The sequence below is a fragment of the Cardiobacterium valvarum genome (assembly GCF_900460955.1).
Lineage (GTDB): Bacteria > Pseudomonadota > Gammaproteobacteria > Cardiobacteriales > Cardiobacteriaceae > Cardiobacterium > Cardiobacterium valvarum.
On sequence record NZ_UFUW01000001.1, the window covers coordinates 453,912 to 474,345 of the forward strand.

Annotated in this window: 14 protein-coding genes; 3 read left to right on the top strand and 11 right to left on the bottom strand. The window is 53.7% G+C overall.

The window, feature by feature from the left end; genetic code table 11:
• Positions 1-120: 120 nt before the first annotated feature.
• From DY250_RS02335 to DY250_RS02380, 11 genes are all read right to left on the bottom strand, one after another.
• Positions 121-5,598 carry a putative Ig domain-containing protein gene (locus DY250_RS02335; protein ID WP_115610745.1) on the bottom strand — a complete coding sequence of 1,826 codons (5,478 nt, stop codon included), beginning with the start codon at positions 5,596-5,598 and terminating at the stop codon, positions 121-123.
• A gap of 67 nt (positions 5,599-5,665) precedes the next feature.
• Positions 5,666-6,454, bottom strand: a complete 789-nt coding sequence (locus DY250_RS13590; protein WP_147293438.1) for a hypothetical protein — start codon at positions 6,452-6,454, stop codon at positions 5,666-5,668.
• Positions 6,455-6,918: 464 nt separating this feature from the next.
• A complete protein-coding gene (locus DY250_RS13865; protein ID WP_172542155.1) occupies positions 6,919-7,068 on the bottom strand; it encodes a hypothetical protein in 150 nt (49 codons plus the stop codon).
• A 330-nt stretch (positions 7,069-7,398) separates the two neighbouring features.
• Positions 7,399-8,706, bottom strand: a complete 1,308-nt coding sequence (locus tag DY250_RS02345; RefSeq protein WP_115610747.1) for a TolC family outer membrane protein — start codon at positions 8,704-8,706, stop codon at positions 7,399-7,401.
• Positions 8,707-8,802: 96 nt separating this feature from the next.
• Positions 8,803-9,216 (bottom strand): hypothetical protein, encoded by a 414-nt coding sequence (locus tag DY250_RS02350; RefSeq protein WP_115610748.1) that lies wholly within the window; start codon positions 9,214-9,216, stop codon positions 8,803-8,805.
• Positions 9,217-9,719: 503 nt separating this feature from the next.
• A complete protein-coding gene (locus DY250_RS02355) occupies positions 9,720-11,252 on the bottom strand; it encodes a tetratricopeptide repeat protein (RefSeq protein ID WP_115610749.1) in 1,533 nt (510 codons plus the stop codon).
• 12 nt (positions 11,253-11,264) lie between these two features.
• A complete protein-coding gene (locus DY250_RS13870; protein WP_172542157.1) occupies positions 11,265-12,812 on the bottom strand; it encodes a tetratricopeptide repeat protein in 1,548 nt (515 codons plus the stop codon).
• Positions 12,809-14,608: a tetratricopeptide repeat protein gene (locus DY250_RS02365; protein ID WP_115610750.1), complete on the bottom strand. Its 1,800-nt coding sequence runs from the start codon at positions 14,606-14,608 to the stop codon at positions 12,809-12,811. Before DY250_RS02365 ends, DY250_RS13870 begins: the two co-directional genes overlap by 4 nt.
• Before the next feature lie 71 nt (positions 14,609-14,679).
• Complete coding sequence (locus DY250_RS02370; RefSeq protein WP_115610751.1) at positions 14,680-15,516, bottom strand: PTS system mannose/fructose/sorbose family transporter subunit IID; 837 nt, start codon at positions 15,514-15,516, stop codon at positions 14,680-14,682.
• Between the two features lie 11 nt (positions 15,517-15,527).
• Entirely contained in the window at positions 15,528-16,325 is a 798-nt protein-coding gene (locus DY250_RS02375) for a PTS mannose/fructose/sorbose transporter subunit IIC (protein ID WP_115610752.1), read from the bottom strand.
• Positions 16,326-16,335: 10 nt separating this feature from the next.
• On the bottom strand, positions 16,336-17,304 hold the full coding sequence (locus tag DY250_RS02380) for a mannose/fructose/sorbose PTS transporter subunit IIB (RefSeq protein WP_172542159.1): 969 nt from the start codon (positions 17,302-17,304) through the stop codon (positions 16,336-16,338).
• 192 nt (positions 17,305-17,496) lie between these two features.
• Between DY250_RS02380 and DY250_RS02385 the strand changes: the two genes are divergently transcribed.
• From DY250_RS02385 to groL, 3 genes are all read left to right on the top strand, one after another.
• The gene (locus DY250_RS02385) at positions 17,497-18,198 is read left to right on the top strand and encodes a 5'-methylthioadenosine/adenosylhomocysteine nucleosidase (RefSeq protein ID WP_115610754.1); all 702 of its coding nucleotides are present in this window, start codon (positions 17,497-17,499) and stop codon (positions 18,196-18,198) included.
• A 202-nt stretch (positions 18,199-18,400) separates the two neighbouring features.
• The gene (locus DY250_RS02390; RefSeq protein WP_115610755.1) at positions 18,401-18,685 is read left to right on the top strand and encodes a co-chaperone GroES; all 285 of its coding nucleotides are present in this window, start codon (positions 18,401-18,403) and stop codon (positions 18,683-18,685) included.
• Between the two features lie 37 nt (positions 18,686-18,722).
• On the top strand, positions 18,723-20,366 hold the full coding sequence (groL, locus tag DY250_RS02395; RefSeq protein WP_115610756.1) for a chaperonin GroEL: 1,644 nt from the start codon (positions 18,723-18,725) through the stop codon (positions 20,364-20,366).
• The last annotated feature ends 68 nt before the right edge of the window (positions 20,367-20,434 follow it).

The following is a 20,434-nucleotide window of genomic DNA, read 5'->3' on the forward strand; positions in this document are numbered from 1 at the left end:
GCTCTCTGCCCCATCTTGGCCTTCCCCACAGGGGAAGGAACGTTGCGCTGACGCACAAAGCCAGCATTTATCCCGCTTGGCGGCAAAACGAAGCGACCCTTGCGGGTCGCTTTTTAACCATTACGGGTTGAAATTGGAAAAAAGCGGCGGCACCAGTGGCGGATTATACGGCGCCATCAGATTATCCAGCGGCTGACCTGAGCCAGATGCCGCCATCGCCTGCGTCATGACCTGCGCCTGCCGTGCCGCGTCGGCAGCATAGCGGTCTTGCACGAGATTGGCGCGCGGTAGGTTGCCCGCAGGCTGCTGCACCAGTCTGTTAATTGCATCGTAATCCAGGCGGCTACCGTCGGCGAAGCGGATTTCATCAATACGCGCGGCGGTTTTGCCGTTATCGCGGAAATGATCCAATACCGTGACTTGATTATTGGCATGTTTTTTACTGACAAGCAGAAGATTATTGCCGGATCTGCGGAAAATCAGGTCTTGTTGTTGCAGGTCTGTGAAATCAATGCGGTCAAATTGATCACCGGGTCGTAAACTGTTTCTGTCTTTATTCTGAATATAGTCCTGACCAAAATTACCATTGAAACGGTAGATATCGTTACCTGGCCCGCCTTCGAGATAATCATTGCCATCACCTCCATTCAATTCATCATTACCATCGCTACCATGCAATTCATCATCGCCAAGGCCACCATCAAGCTTGTCATTACCTACATCTGCCATGAGTTTATCGTTACCCGGGCCACCACTGAGATTATCATCCCCTTCCATGGCCCATAACGTATCATTACCTGCACCGCCGTTAAGGGTATCGCTGTCAGCAGTACCGTAGAGTATATCGTCTCCGGAAGTGCTTAATTGGGTCAGTTTGCGGATTTCGCTGCGCCCTAATTTTCTGCCATCTGCCAAACGAATTTCATCAATCCGATATCCGGTTTCTTCGCCACGCAGAAAGTGATTAATGACAGTGACTTTATTATTGCCATTCTTGGTAGAAATAATCAGATCGGTATTGTTTTTATTACTTACCACAATATCTTCTGCTTTTAGATCTGGGAATTCCAATACGGTATAATCCTCAGCAATCCGTGCATATCCATTGTTACCATTAAACACGGTATCCTGCCCAAAATTCCCTTTAAAACGGATAATATCGCTACCGCCCATCGGAAATAAGGAATCGTTCCCGGCACCACCATCCAGCACATCGTTTCCGTCAGTACCAGATATTTGGTCATTTCCTGCCGTACCTTTAAAAGTTCTGATGTCTGCGGCAATGCTCAGATTGAACGCCTGTCTCGTTTGCGCGCCCGCTTTGTCAGTTGCCGTCACGGCAATACGATAGGTGCCCGCTTGTTCGCTGCTTGGCGGTGTGCCGCTGAATTGTCCCGTTGCGGCATCAAAAGCAAGCCATGACGGCAGCGGCTGGCCGTTATCCAGTTTGGCGGAGAGGGTCAGCACGTCGCCTTTGTCAATATCACGGAAAGCATTCGTCGGCAGGCGGTATTGCCACGGTTTGCCGCCCGTACCCTGTTGATTGGCAAGGGTTGCGCCGATTTGTGGCGCGTCATTGACGTTCACCACTTCCAGCGCGAAATTCTGCGCAGCGCTGCCGCCTCTGCCGTCATTCGCCGTCACGCGGATGGAGAGGTTGCCCACGTCATCATTGCCCGGCGTGCCGCTGAATGTTCGTTTGGCGGCATCAAAATACAGCCATTTCGGTAGGGCTTTGCCGTCGACAAGGCTAGCGGTGTAGGTGAGTGTGTCGCCGTCAGGGTCACGGAAGGCGTTGGCGGGCAAGGTGAACTGCCAGCGGGATTTTTCGTTGGCTTTTTGCGCAGTGATTGTCGTCGCTGCCTGCGGTGCGGTGTTGGCAGGCGGGGTGATGTCAAGGTTAAACGCCTGCTTCGCTTGCGCGCCTGCTTTGTCAGTTGCCGTTACGGCAATGCGGTAGGCGCTGGCTTTGGCTTCTTTCGGCAAGGTCGCGCTGAATTGTCCGGTTTTGCCGTCAAATTTGAGCCATGACGGCAGCGGCTGGCCGTTATCCAGTTTGGCGGAGAGGGTCAGCACGTCACCTTTGTCAATATCACGGAAAGCATTCGCCGGCAGGCGGTATTGCCATGCTTGCCCACCCTTGCCTTGCTGGTTGGCAAGAGCGGTGCCAATCTGCGGCGCATCGTTGACGTTCACCACTTCCAGCGTGAAGTTTTGCATGGCGCTGCCACCTCTGCCGTCAGCCGCTGTCACGCGGATGGAGAGGTTACCCACGTCGTCATTACCCGGCGTGCCGCTAAATGTCCGCTTGGCGGCATCAAAATGCAGCCATTTCGGCAGGGCTTTGCCGTCAGCAAGGGTGGCGGTGTAGCTGAGGGCTACGTTGTCAGGATTGGTAAAGGCACTATCCGGTAAGGCGAAATTGAGCGGGCTTTTTTCGTTCACTCTCTGCGCGGCAACCGCCTTACCCGTTTTCGGAGGTCGCTTGGTCGGCGGCGTGGGCGGCGTGGGCGGATTGGGATTCGGCTGCGGTTGGGGATCCGGCTGCGGCGGGTTGCCGCCGTTATTCGGCAGACCAGACAAATTAAGACCGTAATCGCCATTGGCGAAGTTCAGCACGTTGATTTTACCTACTTCCTCTTTATGCGAGATTTGCAGGGTTGAGCCGCTGTAGCTGATGCGCCAGCCGTCGGCGGTGTTCCAGATATTGTTGTTGCCATCGCGCACCCATTGCATGGCAGCGATATCTACCCTATCCAAATAGATAGCGTCATGACGACCACCCGACACGCCAATATTACCTGTGCCGTCATCATCAATAGTGTCAGTGGGGACGGCATCACCGTCTTTTTCAGGTTGAAAATCTTCGCGAATAAAATAGTAATTATCAGCGCCCCTGCCTCCATTCAGATAATCACTGCCCGAACCTCCGATTAGGTGATCGTTGTAATACACTTCTTCTGAACCCAGTGAGCTTCGGTCATCGCCATAAATTATATCGTTACCACTTCCACCATTAATGAAATCGCTGCCGTGCTGACCCAAGATGAAGTCATTACCCGGACCACCCTCCAAAGTGTCATTATCACTGCCGGGCAAAGCAGAAGCATCACTATTTGCGGGTAAATCATCTATGGTGCTGCGTTCGCCAGCCAATTCCGGCAACTGCTCGGTTGAACGGATAATTTTATAATCGCGATTATTGGCAGCTATTTCAATTTTCCATTCTGCCGTTGCTTTTGCGAGCTGGTTAACCGTGTAATAGATTTCCGGCTTATCCATCTGATGGGTCTTGAAGTTGTATTTATGCAAAAAAGTAGGCAAGCCGTCACTGGTGCCACCACGCATAATTTTTACATTAGGCATCACATCGGAATCGCCGATGATCAAGTCATCGCCGGCGCCGCCTTTAATTTCATCCTGTCCTTTACCACCTTGCAGCACATCCTGCGCGGCGCTGCCAAAGATATGATCATTGCCATCACCACCATTAGCCCAATCGCCCTGTCCGGCAACAGGTTTGGTTTCTTCATGCTCTGTGCGACTGCCGCCAAAAATAAAATCCTTGCCCGCCATGCCGAAGAGGAAATCACTACCTGCACCGCCAACAATGGTATCGCCATCCTTATCCTTGTCCGCACGTGACCGCTTTTGAGTGATATAACCGCCCGGCTCGCTGCCGTAAATGATATCGGTATCATCTCCTCCATCAATAACATTATCGTACCAGCTGCCATAGGCCAAATCGTTACCACCACCCATTGGGGCATAAATACCGACCCCACCTTTACCCTGGCGGGCAGTTCGACCATAAATGGTATCATTGTACTTAGTACCATTTACCTGATAAGAATCAAAACCTAGATAAAAGTCATTATGTCCCCTCTTAGCAGGTGGGGTTATTATAAATTCCTTAACTTCCGAAGATGGGGGCGGTTCTTCTTCCACTTTCTCCGGAACAGTTTCCAAACCCAAAGAACCATCCAATTTATCATTACCGTTTCTGAAGTAATCTTTTATTTCTACGCTATCTTTGCTACCTACTTTGGTGATTTTCAATGAATTGGATGAAGGTTCGCAGCTGGCGATGTATTTGCCATCCTTTTTTCCATTTGCATCAGAACTATGCCATTCTTTTTTGCCTTCATCATATACAAAAAACTGGACACGGTTGTCTTCTGTTTTTTCGTTGAAAAAGATTTCACCTTTGTTATCAGCATCCAAAACGGTGTCATTACCATTGATGACATAGGAGTCAAAGTCCCTACCTCCTTCCATATAATCATTACCTTCTTTCCCATTCAATATGTCATTTCCATCCCCTCCAAACAAGAAGTCATTCAGCAATCCCCCATCAATATAATCATTTCTTTCAGAGCCAAAAATATGGTAATGTTCAGAAATATTAGATACATTTACACCATTAATTTTTAATTTTACATTATTCTTAATACTACTAAAAATATGGTTTCCCTTTATTGGGTAAGGTAAATAACTTATGGCACTAATATTTTTATTATAATCTACTTTTTTTTCATCAAAAATAGACTTCCACATGATCATTTCTGATTTATCTTTAATATACTCTTCTGTTAATCCTGTCAATCTATCATCATTATACAATGGAATTGATCCAAATATATCTACAACCTTATTATTTCTAAAAAAAACACTACGAATATCATTTTTTAAATCAAATCGTAATACACCACTTAATAAATCCTTCCCATTAGAAAGTCTAACTCTATCATTATGTGAATAATCAGTCATTGATTTACTTACATACTCTCCATAATCATCAGATTTAATTCCTAATGCTTTTCCTATATCAGTTGCATTCTGTTCATGACTAATACCACCGCTCTCACCTCCACCAGGAATAGGTTGATAATTACCATAAAACTGCATTTGTCTATTATAAGAATCTTCAATACTTCTTACGCCTCTATTATATATAGTCATTAAAATAGCATCTTGCGTAACTTTTGGTATATTATTCCAATAGTTAATATCAACCTTTTTTAAAATCCATTCTTCTGCTCTTTTTAAATGCAATCCAACGATTGCGGCGATTGTAAGTCTATTTCTATCACCTTTTATATTTTCATCTTCCCCGAGAGGATCGTATAAATCTACAGCCAATCTAAGATAATTATTGGAATACTTGTATAATTCTAATTTTTTACCATATTCCGTATTTAGGGATTCTTCCATTTCTTTTACGGCTACAGCAAATCGAATATTACCAGGACCAATATCTCTCATTCCGTGAAATAATAAAGTAGTAACATTATTTTTTATATCTATATTATTCTTGATAAAATTATAATCCTCTCGTAGTTCATCTTCGGTAAGAAGTACTATTCCTTTCATTGGCTTTGGAAGCATACCATGCATAAACTTTGGAAAACTAGCTCCACCATTATCAATCCACTTATCAAACCACCCTTTGATTTTTCCATGTTGCAGAGAAGAAGTATATTCTTCAGCAATGGCACTGGCAATCAACTGTGGAGTAATATTTAAAATATTGGCCACTTTGTTAATTTGCTGAGAAATTTTTGTAATTAGTTCCAATGCTTTCTCTTCATATCTCATCTTAGCACCTCTTTTTAGGATAAATAAAGATAATTAATACAGTACGGTAATAAGTCTGGTCTTATTTTCAATTATTACATTCATTGTAATAATAACCATCTTTGTCAAAGGCATAAATATACCAATCTTTCTCAATCTGAACAAACCCAGACGATGCATAATTTTGACAATGTAAGAAATTGTAATCTGATGAAACATCTGATGGGCGTGATAAAGAATCCTTTGGATAATTATCACTATTGCCACTAAGATTACTATCATTTAGGATATCTCTTCTAGAAGAAAAGTCCTTTTCAAAAAAACTATTATATTGAATGCGATTCTTCATATATAAATTCCAGTCTTTTACCTTATCTAAATTGGGATTAGGTAGATAAAGTATGGCTTTACTTACAGAGTAATCTCTGTTAAAAACTAGCAGATAATCTTTCTTATAAAAAGATACCCCTAATAAAAAAGTCATGTAAGGATAAGAAAGGCATTCATTTAACGATTTTTCAAATGTATGCCCCCGTACACTATCTTCATCAGTGCTTTGAACATAAATAGTACGCCACGAATCTAGGTTTTTTATGAAAGAATGCCGCGCCAAAAAATATCTAGCTTCTATACTCTTCTCAGAGAATTCATCTTTATACCATTTTTCCTTGCCACTTACTTCTTCTTTAAAATATTTCCCACAATCCTTGCGTCTTAATTCAATTAAGTCAACAAATTCTTTTCGATTTTCATAAAAATATTTTATTATTTTTTCATCAGTTAGATAAACATAATTATTATTAAATATAATAATAAAAAAGTTTAACATCCAACAACCTATTATGCATATAAAAATATATAAAATGACATTACGCATTACATATCTCTTGTATACGCCTTCATAAACTATTTTCTCATCTACATTTTATATCATTAATTTTCAACTTGCTAGTAGAGAAGTGCTCGATTTTAGATATTATTACATTATATTTTTTAGTTACATTAATTCTCTTTAATCAGGAATAGGGCTTTCTACCAGGAAATAACACAAATAGTCGTGATAGACGCGCTTCAATAAGAAGCCTAAACTTTCTAAAAATTTCTCCCTATCCTATATGGATATATCTATATAATAGTTTGCCAAGCACAGTAATTCTCCAAATTTTTTAAGGGTTACTATTTATAGTCGTTTCAAACAGGGATGAGACAAGGCGGCGAGCCAAAGACAGTACAGCGAGGCGAGCCAACACCGTATCATTTCTGTTTGAAGCGACTATAGTAGATTAAAAACACATGGCTATCTAGTTGTTATTGCCTTACAACAACAGCTCATCAAGATCTTTACACCTTGTGCAATCCCCTGCACTTAGCAGGGATATGCTTCTTCAATTTTTTGTAGGGCATAGCTTGCTCTCCCGCGCTTTGCGCCGCAGCAGCAAAGCGCATGAAGAACAAAAATGCGAGTACGCCGATGCGTCTGCCATATTCCATGTGATGTTTCCTGTAAACGCAGCTTCCTGTCATTACGCAAACATCATGCCAATCATCATTTTTCAATGATTCATCAACTAATTATCCACAGATTTCCCATGTATTCCCACAATTTGGGTTATTCAGACGCGAATTTTCGTCGCTCGTTTAAAGCAGTGTGTGCTGGCGCTTTACCAAGCGGGTGGTTGCGGGGTTTTGTCACTTCGCGATTCGTTTGCTGCCCTCATCCCAATCCTTCTGCCGGGTACCCACAAAAACGCTCGCGTTTTTGTGGGAAGCGGCCAGTGGGGGAGGGGCTTTTTTGTCGTGTACGAAGGGCGTGTGCGAAGGTCATTGGTATCCATACAGTCTGCGCGCCGCTGCCCTGCCCTCCTCACCGTGCAATTTGCCCGCGAGGTGCAGCAGTTGCAGGTAGGCGCCGATGTAGCCGTAGCGGGCTTCGGCGAGTTGTTCTTCCGCCTGCGCTTTTTCTTGTTCGGCTTTGATTTCGTCCATGTTGTTGCGCACGCCGACTTGGCGGCCCAGGCGGATGGATTCAAGTTTGGCGTCGCTGGTGGCGAGCAGTTGTTCTTGTGCTTTGATTTGTGCCTGCTGGCCGCGCAGGGTGGCGTAAGCCTGGCGCACTTGCAGGCGCACGGTAGCTTTTTCGTTTTCGAGTTCGGCGTCTTTTTGTGCAGCGGTTTCTTCTTGCTGGCGGACGCGGCTCGCGATTTCACCACCGCTGTAAAGGGGGATGGTGAATTGCACACCGATATAGGCGCCTTTGTTGCGGCTGCGGCTGTTGTTGCCGCCGGTATAGGTGATGTCGTTGCGGTTATCTTGGTAACCGGCGGTAAGGCTGAGTTGCGGCTGATGGCCGCTTTTGGCGGTAGCGATGTCGGCGTGGCTTTTTTCGCTTTCCTGCGTGCGGACACGGACGGCAGTGCTGTGCGCGAGCGCTTGTTCTTCCCATTCTTTTTGGCCGGCGACGGTGAGGTAGTCGGGCAGTGTTTTGCCAGCGAGGCTTTCGAGGCGACTGGGGTCAAGGCCGGTGAGGTTGGCGAGGCGATTTTCGGCGACGGCTAGTTCGGTTTGCAGTTTGGCTTCTTTGGCGCTGGCGCTGTCGTAGCCCGCTTGGGCTTCGTAGGTGTCAATGATGGTGGCTTCGCCGGACTGAAAGAGCGCTTTGGCCTGGCGGATTTGCAGTTGGTAGGCTTTTTTTTCAGCGGCGACAGCGGTGAGTTTGTCGCGAGCGGTGAGGGTTTCGAGGCAGGCTTTGCCAACATCCAGCAGGAGTTCGCTGGTGGTGTTGTCAAGCTGGCTGTCGCCGAGGCGGGCGGTGATTTTCTCAGCGCGCCAGGCGTCCCAGCGGGCGCGGTCGTACAACGGCTGGCTGATTTGTACGTTCCAGCCGTGGCTTTGGTATTTGTCGTAGGCGTCTTGGGCGCGGTCACTGTAGTTGGCGTTGGCCGAGACTTGCGGCAGCAGGCGGGCTTTCGCCTGGGTTTGCGGCTCTTGCGCGGCATTGCGTGCGTGGCGGGCGGCGTCGTACTGAGCGGAATGGACGCGTGCCGCTGCCCAGGCTTCGTTCAGGTCGTAGGCGTGGGCAGGCGGAACGCTGAGCAGCAGGGTGATGATGAGCAGAGGTTTGGGTGACATAGGGATTCCTGTTGTTGGGGAAAGGTTAATTGTGATCTGAAAGTGGAAAGGGCGCCAAGCAGAATTGACACGGGGCAGTGTTATTCATGTGTTCGGTCAATCAGCTTCTGGTGGGTAATACCAAGCGGGATAGGTGACGGCAAGTAGCCAGCAGATGCCGCTGCAAAGGGCGTAGAAGGCGGGGATGGCAAGCAGGGTATATAGCGCGTTGATATCTGTGTAGGTGACGGGAAGGCGTTGCGGCAGGAAGAGGACAAGGGCGAGTCCGGGCGCGGTAACGGCAAAGTAGTGTAGCTCGCCGGTATCGTGCAAGGCTTGTAGCAGTTTGCATGGGGAGAATAGGGTTGTGATGTTTTGTTCCCGCAGATAGACGAGGTTGACGAGCGGTGGCAGGAAGACGAAAACACCAGCCACGGCGATGTCGGCAGGGGTCGTCGGTATGGCGTTATCTGTCAGGATTTGCCGGATGTTGCTGTGGAGCAGGGAGATGCTTAGAAGGATCAGGGTCATTGTGGGGCAATAGGGGCGCATCACCGCATCTGGTAGGGGTTCTTCTCTGCGGATTCAGGCGGCAATATTGAGTGCTTGGCCGGCGAGCAGGGTGCCGGTTTCATCCCAGTAAATGACAAACGGCAAGGCAAGGAGTAGCGACGGGACGCACTCCATGAGGATATTGATCGTCGCGATAGTCAGGTAGCGATGTCCGCTGATAGTGCGTGCAGCCGCCTATAGCCGCGCGGGGTTATACATGGCCGTGATGCGGCGGTCATGCAGGTAGGCAAGATTGATGGCAGGTAACAAGGCCGCCATTTTGTATGCGTTAAAAATATGCCGCTAACCGAAATAGCGTGCGTTGAGGTTTCATCAGGCGGCGCGATAGCCGGTTTTAGTCGTTCTTTTAATCTTTTTCGTTGCACGAGTGCTACGAGTCCCTCAAATTCCCCACCGGGCATCCGGTGGGGCGGGGTTTTTTATTTCCGCACGACACCGCTTGGCGGTACCGTGAGGCGGGTTCACGTCTGCCTGCTACCTTGCAGGCGGGCGATGGCCTGTGCAATGGTGGCAGCACGCGGGTGATCGGGGTAGCGCGTGTGCAGTTGTTGCAGGAGCGGCAGGGCTTTGTCTGCTGCACCGGTTTTGGCTAGCGCTAGTGCTGCGAGGTAGTAGTTTTCGACGAGGTGCGGGTGATTGGGGTGGTTTTTCGCGAAGTTGCGGGTGAGGTTGAGCACGGTGCGGTAGTGCTGCTGTTTGCCCGCCTGTTGCGCGAGTGGCAGGATGCTGTCAGCGGGAAGTGAGGCGGGATCGCTGTGTTCGAGGGTGTCGTGGATGAGGTCGTAGCTCGGACGGTGTCCGGCGGCGGCGCTGTGGATGAGGCGGGCAAGCAGGGCAGGCTGCGGGTCAAGCCGGTAGAGGCGCGCGTAGGCGGGGAAGTAAGCGGCGATGTCGCGCTGTTCGTTGGCGTAGGTTTTGAGCAGGGCAATGGCACTCAGGTTGTCGCCACGGTGGATGAGGGCATCGGCACGGGCGAGGGTAAGGGCAAAGGCTTTTTGCGTTTCGATGCCCATGTCGCGGGTGTCAGCATCGGCGAGCAGGCGGAAATCCGGTTCGGCTGCGGCGGGCTGTGCGGGAGGGGTTTTGTGCAGGCTGGGGGCGGCAGGGCTTAGGTCGTAATCCGGATTGCTGTTGCGGCTGTTGTGAAATTCGGGGGCGGGGTCGTTGTCTGCACTGTCTTCGTCGGTGCGCGGGTAGAGGAAGGCGAAGGTGTTGGAATTGATGGTGTTAGCGAAGAAGCCAATGGCATAGCCGAGAGCCGCACTGATGCGGAGAAAGGGTGTGGCTTCACCACTCAGGCGCAGGATGAGGTCGGCTTCACTCTGTTTGGCGGCGATGAAGCCGATGTTGTCGAGGAGGGCTGGCGGTATCAGGAAAACGATGGCGACGCCGAGGTTGAGGAGTAGGGCGATGCAGTAGCGTTTGCCGCCAATGTCGCTGACGGCGGTGCTGATTTTCCGGATGCTGGTCATGGCGCCTGCCTTATCGTGTTCCAGGAAGACCAGTTTGATGGCAGGGAGGTAGATGAGGAACAGTAGGAACAGCAGGATGTTGAGTCCTATGACGATATAGGTGAAGGTTTCTCTTGCGCCCAGGGCAGCAGCTAGGAAGCCGGCGATGAAGTTGATGCTGAACGGGAAGAGCAGGGTAAGGAGGGTCATGCCGCCGAAGTAGCGGAGCAGGCCGCCCACGGTCATGTGGCTGAATGGCGTGATGGGCACGGGTTTGCTGCCCATGCCGGCGCGGATGCGTATGGCGTTATCCAGCAGTTTGCCATCGAGGAGGATGAAAGGCATGGCGAGATAGAGCAGTGATATGAGGGTCAGTCCGCCGAAGCCGCTATGGGTCATCATGACGGCATACACTTTTTTAACCAGCATGATGTGTACCTGTCCGGCGATGATGCCGATTATCAGGGTATAGATGAGGCTGCCGGGCTTGCAGGAGTAGCACAGGCTGCGTTGCAGGGCTTCTATCGGAGTGAGGTCATTCATGGAGCGGTTTCCTTATGGCTGTTGGGGTGAGGTATTTTTCAGTTCTTCGATGAGGCGGGCGATTTGCGGGGCGCGGTCGTGCTGCGGGTAGTGTTCGTAGAGTTCTTCCAGCAGCGGCAGGACTTGCTCGGCTTCGCCGCTATGGGCGTGTGCCAGCGCCGCCAGATATTGGTTGTCCACAAGGTGCGGGTGGGCGGGGTATTTGGTGGCGAAGTCGCGGGTGAGGTTGGCCACGGTGCGGTATTGTTGGCGGCGGGCGGCGATTTGCGCCAGCGGGCGGATGCTGCCGGCGAGGAGTTCGCTGGGGTCAATTTGTTCGAGTTCGGGCTGGATCAGGTCGTAGCAGGCTTCGTCGCCGCGTGCTGCCGCCTGAGCGATGCGGCGCAGCAGGTCGCCGTCGGGTTGCAGGGCGTAGTGGCGCTGGTAGGCAGGGAAGTAGGTGATGGGGTCGTGGTCGGCGTCAGTGTAGGGTTTGAGCAGGGCGATACCGGTTTTGATGTCGCCTTGGCGCAGGTGTTCGTCGGCCCGCGCCAGGTCGTGGGCGAAGGTTTCCTGCGGGTCGGCGTCAGCTTCGACTTCGCTTGTTGCAGCATTTGCCGCTTCGTCGTCGGCTGTCGGCGCGCTGTCCGCCGGGGTTTCTTCGCCGGCAGCGGTGGCAGTGGGTGCGCTCGGTGCTGTGGTTGGCGCGGCGGCAGGCGGGAAGGTGGTTTCTTCGTTTTCTGCTTCGTCGTCTTCTTCGTCGCGCGGGTAGTTCCAGGCGGCAAGGCTGTAGGTGGCGGTGATGAGCCAGGCGAGGAGGGTATTCATCAGGCCGGTGTAGAGGTAGTAGTCGAGTGGCAGGCGGCGGTAGTCGTAGCTTTCTTGCAAGCTGAGTTGTTCGATGGCGGCGATGATGTGCACTCGTGTGTATTGCTGCCAGAGGTAGGTTTCGGCGTGGTAGAAGCCGGTGATAAGGAAGGCGATGAGTGCCAGCAGGATGAGGTAGCGGATGAAGCCGATGTCGGCCACGGCGTTGTACAGGGCGCCGCTGTTGATCATGGATTCGGTGTCGCCGCCGTCAATGTAGGCGAGGGTAATGGCCGGGGCGAGGAGGACGGCAAGGAGGGCGGCGCCGCGATCGGCGTACCAGGTGATTTGTTCGTCCACGTTGAGGTTGGCGCAGATGAAGGGAGCGGCACTGAGCAGTACGCCCCACAGTGCCAGTCCGGTGAGGTATTGGATGAGCTGGTTGAGGCCGGTGTCGCGCAGCGGGGCGAAGCTGCCGCGCCGGTGGCCGTTGTAGAGGCGGGCGGCGTTATCGAGGTTTTTGGTGAGGAGGATGAACAGGGCGGCGAGGCTGATGGTGATGGTGGTAGCTGTCGGCAGGAGACGGGGCAGGGGGTAGATGAGGGGTTGCGGCGTCGCGTTTTCGTAGTAGATGTGGGTGGTGAGGTGGCCGAGGTGGAGGGTGACGGCCAGGGTAAAGAGTGCGGCAGCGAGGAGGATGTAGAGGAGGTTGCTGGGGCGGAAGGGGTGGATGAGGCCGCGCAGGGTGTTGCCGATGAGGGTGCCCGGGTTCATGGGGTTTGTCCGTCTTGCAGTTGGGCGGTCGCGCGGCGAAAGAGGTCGCTATGCGGATGATCGGGGTAGCGCGCCAGCAGTTGTTGCAGGATGGGCAGGGCTTTGTCCGTCTGGCCGCTGTGGGCGAGGGCGAGGGCGGCGAGGTAGTAGTTGTCGGCAAGGTGCGGGTGTTCGGGATGGTTTTTGGCGAAGTTACGGGTCAGCGCGAGGACGGTCAGGTATTGCTGCTGTTTTGCTGCTTGTTGGGCGAGCGGGCGGATGATGTCGGCGGGCAGTTCGACGGGGTTGATGCGGTTGAGTTCGGGCTGGATGAGGTCATAGCAGTGGGCGCTGCCGCGTGCGGCGGCCACCATCAGGCGGTGCAGCAAGGTATCTTGGGGTTGCAGGGCGTAGCGGCGCTGGTAGGCGGGGAAGTACACAGCGGGGTCGTGGTCGGCGTCGGTGTAAGGGGCGAGCAGGGCGAGGCCGGTGTCAATTTGTCCGTGTTTAAAGTGTTCATCGGCTTCGGCGAGGACGCGGGCGAAGGTTTGTTGTTCTTCGAGGCGCATACGGGTGACGTCGGCTTCTTTGAGCAGTTCGAGTTCGGGCGGGATGAGGTGTGGTTCGTTTTTATCGGTCGCGGGGGCGGTATTGGTTTTTTGTCCGCGCAGGAGGCGTGGTGGTGCGTCGGGCGGGGTGAGTTGTGGTTCCTGTTTGTCGGCAGGGACGGTTTTGTCGGCGGCGTTGCTCAGGCCGATGTCGCGCAACAGGGGCGGCGGTGCATCGGGGTCGGTGAGTTGTGGTTCTTGTTTGCCGGGCGGGGCTGTTTTGTGGGCGGCGCGGGCGGCAGCGATGGCACGGCGCAGGCGCGAGGGGGAGCTTTCTGTGGCCGGGACAGGGGCTTCTTGTGGGGCGTTGTCGCTAGGAGGTTCCGTTGTGGCAGGATGGCCGCTGGCAATGGCGAGGCGGGTGCGTTCGTGCAGGCTCATAGCGGGTTCGTTGTTGTCCTCTTCGTCTTCACGTGGGTAGGTCCAGGCGGCGGCGCTGTAAATATAGGTGATGAGCCAGCAGGCGAGGGCGGCGATGATGGCGGCGTGTTGGTAATAATGGAGCGGGATTTTGCTGTAGTCGTAGCCGCTCGCGGCAATGCTGTCCATGATGGCGGGCAGTTGTCCGGCGAGGTGTTGTTGCCAGAAGTGCGCGATAGCGTAGCCGACGCCCGCAGTGGCGCCGCTGATGAGGATGAGCAGGATAAGGTAGCGCAGGATGCCGATGCTGCCGATGGCGGTGGCAAGGCTGGGGAAATCAAGCATGGTGCTGGCATTGCGTTCGTTCAGGTAGCTGAGGGGGAGTGCGGGCAGGAGGAGGCAGGCGATGAGGGCGCAGGCACGGTTGAGGTAGGAGGTGATGTTGTTGCCGATGTCGAGGTTGTAGCAGATGAATGGGGCGGCACCGAGGAGGATGGCCAGGAGGAGCAGACCGATGAGGTAAAGGAGCAGGTCGCCGACAGTGACTTCGCTGAGTGGCAGGAAGCTGGCATTTTTGTGACTGGCGCAAATACGGGCGGCGTTATCCAGGGTTTTGGCGACAAACAGCAGGAAGATAACGGCCAGAATGCCCCATATGCGCGGCGTGGGCGGTATCCAGGTGAAGGTATCAGTTTCTGCCCGCGCCAGGAGATAGGTGGTGAGATCGCCGAGGTAGAGGGTCCCCGCAACGACGATAAGGGCGGCAGTGAGCAGGATATAGAACAGGTTACCCGGGCGCAGGGTATAGACGAGGCCGCGCAGGGTGTTGCCGATGAGGGTGCCGTTCATGGGTATTCCTTTACTGTTGCGTGGGAGGGAAAATGCGGCACCGGAGCGCAAGCGCTCCGGTGCGGTTGGGGCTAAAGGCCGAGAATGTTGAAGTAGCGGCCAAGGATGCCGAGAATGAACATCGCAATGATGATGACGATGGCGTTGACCTTGCGTTTGAGCAGGAACATGCAGAGGAAGGTCAAGAGCAGTGGCACGAGGTTGGGCAGGAGGTCATTCAGCACCGACTGTACGGTGACGGTGACTTCCGTTCCCTCTTGGTTGGTGTACTCCGCGATAACGTAGGGGATGTTGAGGCTGGCCCAGCGCGCTACCAGTCCGCCCATGACGAAGAGGCCAAGGATGGAGGCGCCGGTGGTCAGTTTTTGCAACTGGCCGCCTTCCATGTCGCTGACGATTTCTGTGCCTTTCTCGTAGCCGTATCTCATGCTGTACCAGCGGGTGAGGATACGGATGACGTTGATGCCGATAAAGAAGAGCAGCGGTCCCATGATGCTGCCGCTCGCAGCCAGCGAAGCACCGAGGGCGGCGAGGATTATGCGCGCGGTACCCCAGTAGATCGGGTCGCCGACGCCGGCCAAGGGGCCCATCAGACCGACTTTCACGCCGCTGATGGCACCATCGTCAATCGCGGCACCGTTGGCACGCTGTTCCTCCATCGCGGCTGTCACGCCCATGATGGCAGAGCCGATCCACGGCTGGGTGTTGAAGAATTCGAGGTGGCGTTTCAGGGCGGCAGCGCGTTCTTCTTTGCTGCTGTATAGCCGCTTGATGGCGGGCATCATGGTGACGCAGAAGCCCATCGACTGCATCCGCTCGAAGTTGAACGAGCCGAGGAGGAAGGTGGAGCGGGCGTACATGCGGTAGAGATCGCCCTTGGTCAGTTTTTTGGTTTGGTTCTCGCTCATGGGGGGTCTCCTTATAGTCCTTCGAGTTCGTCATCGGCCAGCGGGGTGCGGCGCGGCGCATTGCCGATGATGGCGGTCTTGTTGAAGCGTGGACTGAGCTGGATGTAGAGGATGGCCAGCACGGTGCCGATGATGCCGAGGGCGATGAGGTTGTAGCTGGAGAAGACGGCGACGACGAAGCCGAGGAAGAAGAACGGCATCAGCGCGCGCACGCTCATCATGTTGATGACCATTGCATAACCGACGACGACGATGACGCCACCGGCGATGCGCAGGCCTTCGGATACGAAAGCGGGCACCATGTCGAAATAGGCTTTCACGTTATCGGCATTGGCGTAATGGGCAACGATAGCAGCCGGAATGGCGACGCGCAGGCCTTGCAGCAGCAGTGCGCCGAAGTGGCAGAATTCGATACCCCGGAAATTGGCCTCTTTGGCGAAATTGTCCGCCATGTGCTGGAAGAATACGGCGATGGTGCGCACGAAGATGGTCAGCACCTGACCGACGATGGCGACGGAAACGGCAATCCCCATACTTTCCGTCACCGGCAGGCCACCCTTGATGACGAGAATGGCGGAAACGACGCTGGCGAGCGCCGCATCCGGTGCCATCGCCGCACCAACGTTCATCCAGCCGAGGGCAAGCAGTTCGAGCGCGCTGCCGACCATGATGCCGGTAGTCAAATTGCCGAGGACGAGGCCGATAAGGGTGCAGGCGACGAGCGGGCGGTGCGTTTGCCGTTCGTCAAGTACCGAGCCCATGCCGCAGATAAGTCCCACCAGGGAGACGAGGATAATGTCTAAACCCATGTTTTTTCTCCTAGAATTGAATGTTGGCCAGTTTCGGCATGACGTCTTCTTCAGCGTTGGTCGGCAGCTGTTGCAGCGTCATCTTCACACCCATCTCGTTCAGTTTCTTGAACGCGGCCAGATCATCGGCATCAATGGCGACCGCCTGGCTGATGAGTTTGCAGCCTTCGCGGTGTGTCATGCCGCCAACGTTGACTTTCTTGATGTCCACGCCGCCTTCGATGAGGCGGACGATGTCGCCGGGGCGGGATACTAGCCACAGTATCTTGCGGTCGGCATACATCGGGTTGTGCCAGACCTTGATCGCCTTGTCGACCGAAATGACATAAGCCTGCAAATGCGCGGGCGCGACCTGCAAAAGCAGCTTGGCGCGCAGCGGGTCTTTCGCCACATCATCATCAATGGCAAAAATGGCATCGCATTTCACCACCTTGGCCCAGCTGGAGGCGACCTGACCGTGAATCAGGCGGTTATCAATGCGCAGCAGCGGGATTTCCATATGGCCGGAAGTTGGGCGACCGGCACGGCGGTCAACCACCGGTGCTTCCTCAGCGGCGGGTGCAGCGGGGGCGGCAGCGGCAGCAAGCGGGGTGCGGAAGGACTTGGTGCCTTCGCGCGAGGCGTTATAAGCGCTTTCGACCAGTTGCGGCACCGTGCTGTTTTCATCGCGGCTGTCCAGCAGTTCCAGCAGCATTGGCAGGTTGACGCCGGACAGCACGTCCATACCTTCGTGCGCAGAAGCGAGACGCACCGCCGCGTTGTACGGGCTGCCGCCGAACAAATCGACCAGCAACAACACCGCCTCAGGCGAGCCCTCGGCGGTGACAATCTCTTCATATTTGCGCAACAGGTCATCCGGCCCTTCTCCGGGCATGAACGTTACCGCATGCACGCTCCCCACTTCGCCGTACACCATCGCGGCGGATTTGACGAGTTCGTCGGCAAACCGCCCGTGGCAGGCAACAATCAATGGAATCATTGTGTTACTACTCTCTTCATATCGTTTACGGGGGTGATAAAAAAGCGGGGTATCGCCCCGCCACATACCGGCAGACATCCGGCTGTCGCACAGCGCGGAAATCATATAAAAACTTTAATAAACTATCAATGAAACCGCATAGATACGGGCATTCGTCGTACAATGCCCGCGCACCCAACATGGAGAAACCGCATGAATAACGCCCCCATCGCTATCATCGGCGCGATGCAACAAGAAGTTGCCTTGCTGCAAAGTCGCATCAGCCAAGCGAAAACCGATACTGTCGCTCACATCAGCATCACGCACGGCACACTCGCCGGCAAACCCGTCCTGCTCGCGCAAAGCGGCATCGGCAAAGTGAACGCTGCCATCACCACCGCTATCCTGCTCGACAAATACAATGCCGCCTACATTATCAATACCGGTAGCGCCGGTGGCCTGCAAAGTGGCATGAAACAGGGCGATGTCGTCATCGGCGTGCAGACCGCGCACCACGACGCCGACGCCAGCGCCTTCGGCTATGCCATCGGGCAAATCCCGCAAATGCCGCCGCGTTTTGACAGCGACGCGACCCTCATCGAGCACGCCGAGCATGCGGCAACTGTCTTCGATGGCGCCGCCGTGCACCACGGCCTCATCGTTAGTGGTGACCAGTTCATCAACAGTGCCGACAAAATTGCGACCATCCGCACCCATTTCCCCGATGCCATGGCGGTCGAAATGGAAGCCGCTGCCATCGCGCAGACCAGTTACCACTTCAGCCGCCCCTGCGTCATCATCCGTGCCATTTCCGATCTGGCCGACGGCGAAGCCGAATACAGCTTCGAGCAGTTCCTGCAAACCGCCTCGGTACATTCTGCCGAGATGGTGGAAAACATCGTGCGGCGGATTTGACCGTCCTTTCATCCGGGCAGAAAAGACGGCGAATGCCGTCTTTTTTTGTGGCTTGTGCCGCTTTCATCACAACAAAAACAATGCCCTACGAAAAAAATTCACCGAATCCTTGAAAGCGGAAACTCCCAACCCTATTTAGGGCGTTGTGTGATTAACACCCCCGCTTCCCGGCGGGCTTTCATTTTTACATTAGGAGAAAAACATGAACCTTCGACCCTTGCACGACCGCGTCATCGTCAAACGCCAGGAAAAAGAAACCACCACCGCCGGCGGTATCGTCCTCGCCAGCAGCGCCGCTGAAAAACCCTCAGAAGGCGTTGTCGTCGCTGTCGGCCCGGGCAAACTCGTAGATGGCAGCCTCCGCCCGCTGGATGTCAAAGCCGGCGACCGCGTCCTCTTCGGCAAATACACCGGTTCCGAAGTCAAAGTAGATGGCGAAGACTACGTCATTATGCGCGAAGAAGAGATTTTTGCCGTCATCCAGTAACCATCCGATTTCAATAACATTTTAGGAGTCCAAACATATGTCAGCCAAAGAAGTCCGCTTCGGTGAAAACGCCCGCAAAGAAATGCTCAAAGGTGTGAACATCCTCGCTAACACCGTGAAAGTTACCCTCGGCCCGAAAGGCCGCAACGTCATCCTCGACAAAGCCTATGGTGCCCCGACCATCACCAAAGACGGCGTTTCTGTCGCCAAAGAAATCGAGCTGGAAGACAAATTCCAGAACATGGGCGCGCAAATGGTGAAGGAAGTCGCTTCCAAGACCAACGACGTTGCCGGTGACGGCACCACCACGGCGACCGTCCTCGCCCAAGCGATTGTCAGCGAAGGCCTGAAAGCCGTTGCCGCCGGCATGAACCCGATGGATGTCAAACGCGGTATCGACAAAGCCGTTGCCGGCGCCGTTAAAGCACTGCACGACATGTCCAAACCGTGCGAAACCCACAAAGAAATTGCGCAGGTCGGCACCATCTCCGCCAACTCCGACAGTACCGTCGGTGAAAAAATCGCCGAAGCGATGGAAAAAGTGGGTAAAGAAGGCGTCATCACCGTCGAAGAAGGCCAGGGTCTCGAAGACTCGCTCGAAGTCGTCGAAGGTATGCAGTTCGATCGCGGCTACCTCTCGCCCTACTTCATCAACAACGCGCAGAACCAAAGCGTTGAACTGGATGCGCCCTACATCCTCCTGCACGACAAAAAAATCAGCAACATCCGCGACCTGCTGCCGATCCTCGAAGGTGTCGCCAAAGCCGGCAAACCGCTCCTCATCGTCGCCGAAGACGTGGAAGGCGAAGCGCTCGCCACCCTCGTTATCAACAGCATGCGCGGCATCGTCAAAGTTGCCGCTGTGAAAGCGCCAGGCTTCGGCGATCGCCGCAAAGCCATGCTCGAAGATATCGCCATCCTCACCAACGGCCAGGTCATTTCCGAAGAACTCGGCATGACCCTGGAAAGCTCCGACATGACCGTGCTTGGTACTGCCAAACGTGTTGTCGTCGCCAAAGAAAACACCACTATCATCGGTGGCAACGGCGATACGAAAAAAATCGAAGCCCGTGTTACCAGCATCCGTGCGCAAATCGAAGAATCCACTTCTGATTACGACCGCGAAAAACTGCAAGAACGCGTCGCCAAACTGGCCGGCGGTGTTGCCGTCATCAAAGTGGGCGCGGCAACCGAAGTCGAGATGAAAGAGAAAAAAGACCGTGTAGAAGACGCGCTGCACGCTACCCGTGCTGCCGTGGAAGAAGGCATCGTGCCGGGTGGCGGTGTTGCCCTCATCCGCGCCGTCAATACCCTCGAAGGTCTGAAAGGAGACAACGACGATCAGCAAGTCGGCATTGATATCGTCCGTCGTGCGATGGAATACCCGCTGCGCACCATCGTTGCCAACGCCGGTGGCGAAGCCGCTGTCGTCGTTGACCGCGTCAAGAGCGGTAAAGGCAACGACGGCTACGACGCTGCGACCGACAAATACGTCGACATGCTCGCCGCCGGTATCATTGACCCGACCAAAGTGACCCGTTTTGCCCTGCAAAACGCCGCTTCTATCGCGGGCCTGATGATCACCACCGAAGCGATGGTCGCCGAAATCCCGAAGAAAGAAGAAGCTGCCGCTCCGGGCATGGACGGTATGGGAGGCATGGGCGGCATGGGCATGATGTAAGCCCCGCTTGAGCCAAGCATTAGCCGGATTTCCACGGGAATCCGGCTTTTTCATAAGCAATTCCCTAA